The organism is Canicola haemoglobinophilus (assembly GCF_002015075.1).
Classification (GTDB): domain Bacteria; phylum Pseudomonadota; class Gammaproteobacteria; order Enterobacterales; family Pasteurellaceae; genus Canicola; species Canicola haemoglobinophilus.
This window is the reverse complement of record NZ_MUXZ01000039.1, coordinates 1-2,858: the sequence shown is the minus strand read 5'-3', so window position 1 is coordinate 2,858 and position 2,858 is coordinate 1. Positions and strand designations below refer to the sequence as shown.

The following is a 2,858-nucleotide window of genomic DNA, read 5'->3' as shown; positions in this document are numbered from 1 at the left end:
CGGTATTATGTAGCAGTTGCACAAAGCCAAAAAAAATCAAGCAGTTAATCTCAAAAGAAAGCCTTTGGCTCAATAAAGCTAAAGGCTTTTTAATTCACAACAAGTCTTCCATTACAAGTAGATAGGCGATATTTACTCTTGCGGTAAGAGATATTTTTTTATGCATGCGGAGCATTGCGGGAGATTTTATACATATTCCGCATAAAGCAAAGCCACCATAAACATTTTAAATTACCCATAAGATATTTGAGTAAGGTGTACATTGGTTTTTGTTTATGCTGCATTCATGTAGTGTAAGTCGTTTGAAGCGATTAGACTTGCTAAGCCAAACAGTGCTTCAGCTTTTTTATTGCCTTGCCAGTAACCTGTAAAATCTCGTGAAGGTAAGGTGTTTAAGCAACATTTTAGTAATTGCTCAAGTTTCTCTTTGACACTTTTTCGGCGATTATCTTCTCTCCATACAATTTCATTTGCATAGAACATCAGATATTTATTGTTCATCTTGTGATAGATACCTGTAATGGCTCGTCGTAGTCGTGCGAAAAAGGATTCAGCAAGATTATTCGTTATACCATCAATTGAACGATACTCTTGCGAATGATTTACTCGCCATAAATCATAATAAAAGGTAAGGCTGTCATAGGCAGGATTTTCATCAGCATGAATAGTGCTACTTGGCTTGACCAATCGTTGCGTTAAATGAAGTATATCTTGCGTATTTTCTTCCTTGACTAAAGCAACGATACTTCTATCAGCCCCTTTCATGACCTCTTGATTAGCTGCACGTTGACGGAATACTAACACACAAGACTTATCTGCACGTTGATAACGTTTCTTCCGTCTATCAATACGTTTATGGCGAAAGTTTTTAGGGCGAATGTAGTAGTTTGTGTAAGCCCCATCAATATGAACCTCGCCATGTAGCGGAGTTAAATCTTTGGCTTTATCAAGGGATTCACGAAATTTATGTAACAACACCCATGCAGTTTTGTATTGTACATTGAGTTTATGTGATAACGTAATGGCGGATAAGCCTTTACTTTCGGTCGCAAAATAGAAAATGGCTAACATAATTTTACGTAAAGAAAGTTTTGCACCTTGAAAAATCGTACCTGCTGTAATAGAAAAACGATGCTGGCAATGTTTGCACTGCCATTGTTTACGAGTAGAAATGAAATAGGCGTGGTGGCGAGTACGGCAATGCGGACAAATAACATCGTTCATTTCATCTGCATTACCCCAACGAGCTTGTTTCAATAGCTGAAAAATTTCGGCATCAGATAAGCTCGCCAAGCTATCTACCGATAGCTGGTGTGCTGCCGCTGATAACCGAAAATGCTGTGCCATAGAAACAAAAATCCCTTCATTAAAACTCTGAAATTTCCAAGCCTTTTTAGGCTTAAAAAACAAAGTCATAATGAAGGGACTATTCTCTGTGGGCAAAAATGTATTATTTTATAGGGTGTTTGTCAAGCTCTTTCTTTTGTCAAGTGATTTTTGAAAATTTCGATATTTTTAAAACTATCCAGCTGGAGAAAGGGCTGGATTATGTCAAGGAAAAATTTTTGACGAGTTTGACTGCTGATATTTTGAACATTCTTTGATATGACAGTCATAAATCAATCATCCCATAATTTGAGCATACTATTCCTAAATGAAATGCTATATGGAAATCCCAAATTTTATTACATAACTTCCCACTACATACTCAATACTAGTATACTGCAGACACAGTAATAAATCTCAAAAGGGCTGCTTTAAAGTGCGGTATAAAATTCGCCGATTTTCTTTTATATCAAACAAAAGAAAACTCGTTAGACGACACTCCTAACGAGTTTTTGAATGTATCGAAGAATGAACCCAAAGACTAATTTATAAGCTCGAATTTTCGTTGATAAACCTCGTATCTTTCTAGCATGTAGCCTTCCACATCATCGTAGAGCCATTCAAAAGCTATCAAGCTCTTCAATATATTTTTCTGCTTTCAACATTGCATAAGCTCGTGTGTCACTTGGGAATATTTGATGATGAAATGGCTTCCGCTCATCATAGCAGCACAATTTATCATTAGCAGGTTTATTACTTGTTTCTATTTCATCCCAACCAATTATTTCCTCTTCATAGGGGATTGAAGCAGGCTTATTATACAAAATACGGATAAGGTTCTTTTCTTCTTCTGAGGGAAAAATGGTGTTAAACCAAACCTCAGAAAACAAGATCCGCTTAAAAATAAAAGACTTCATTCTTTATCCTCTAAGCGGAAATAATTTTCCCAATATTCCTCTCATTTGGCTCGATTTTTCGCTGAAAAAATCCAGTTTTTTGAGACAAAACAATACATTGGCATTTCTTGTAGGTAGGTTTTTCGGGATGTAAACAGATCGCTTAAGTAGGGAATCAGTTGGAGTTCCATAATCAATCCCTCCATACTGCACACTAGCCAGCTTAACTCCCCATATTCTTGCCAGAAGATAGAATCTGTTTTTGTTAACCATAATGATAAGCCGATTAGTATGCACATAAAAATAAGATAGTAACTTGGCTTTAAGGCTAAAGCGTTACGACAAATTAGCACCAAGAGTGGAATAGTAACAAGTTCAAAGAGAAATGAGTTCATGATGATTTCCTTCTGTGAGTTGAAAAATAATTTGGGATGAAGGAAACCTAAAGAAAAGCCCCTTCATTACCACTTTCTAAGCCTTTTTGGGCTTAAAAAGTAAAAGCCGTAATGAAGGGACTATTCTCTGTGGGCAAAAAGGTATTATTTTATAGGGTACTTGTCAAGTAAAATCTTGCAGTGCATTTTATCTCCAAACCTGCTATAAACACTGATAAAATCTCAAAAGTACCTTGTCAAG

At 36.2% G+C, this 2,858-nt stretch carries 3 protein-coding genes; all 3 read right to left on the bottom strand.

Translation table 11 applies throughout. The annotated features are described in order from the left end of the window. Positions 1-273: 273 nt before the first annotated feature. The 3 genes from B0186_RS09820 to B0186_RS12050 all read right to left on the bottom strand — a co-directional run bounded on the left by B0186_RS09820 (position 274) and on the right by B0186_RS12050 (position 2,617). Positions 274-1,347 (bottom strand): IS1595 family transposase, encoded by a 1,074-nt coding sequence (locus B0186_RS09820; protein WP_078219202.1) that lies wholly within the window; start codon positions 1,345-1,347, stop codon positions 274-276. 599 nt (positions 1,348-1,946) lie between these two features. Continuing rightward, a complete protein-coding gene (locus B0186_RS12055) occupies positions 1,947-2,243 on the bottom strand; it encodes a hypothetical protein (protein ID WP_235817223.1) in 297 nt (98 codons plus the stop codon). A gap of 41 nt (positions 2,244-2,284) precedes the next feature. Continuing rightward, positions 2,285-2,617: a hypothetical protein gene (locus B0186_RS12050; protein WP_235817222.1), complete on the bottom strand. Its 333-nt coding sequence runs from the start codon at positions 2,615-2,617 to the stop codon at positions 2,285-2,287. Positions 2,618-2,858 lie beyond the last annotated feature (241 nt).

Coding starts and splice junctions, on each gene's coding strand:
- B0186_RS09820 (WP_078219202.1), bottom strand. CDS start 1,347: ATGGCACAGCATTTTCGGTTATCAGCGGCAGCACACCAGCTATCGGTA.
- B0186_RS12055 (WP_235817223.1), bottom strand. CDS start 2,243: ATGAAGTCTTTTATTTTTAAGCGGATCTTGTTTTCTGAGGTTTGGTTT.
- B0186_RS12050 (WP_235817222.1), bottom strand. CDS start 2,617: ATGAACTCATTTCTCTTTGAACTTGTTACTATTCCACTCTTGGTGCTA.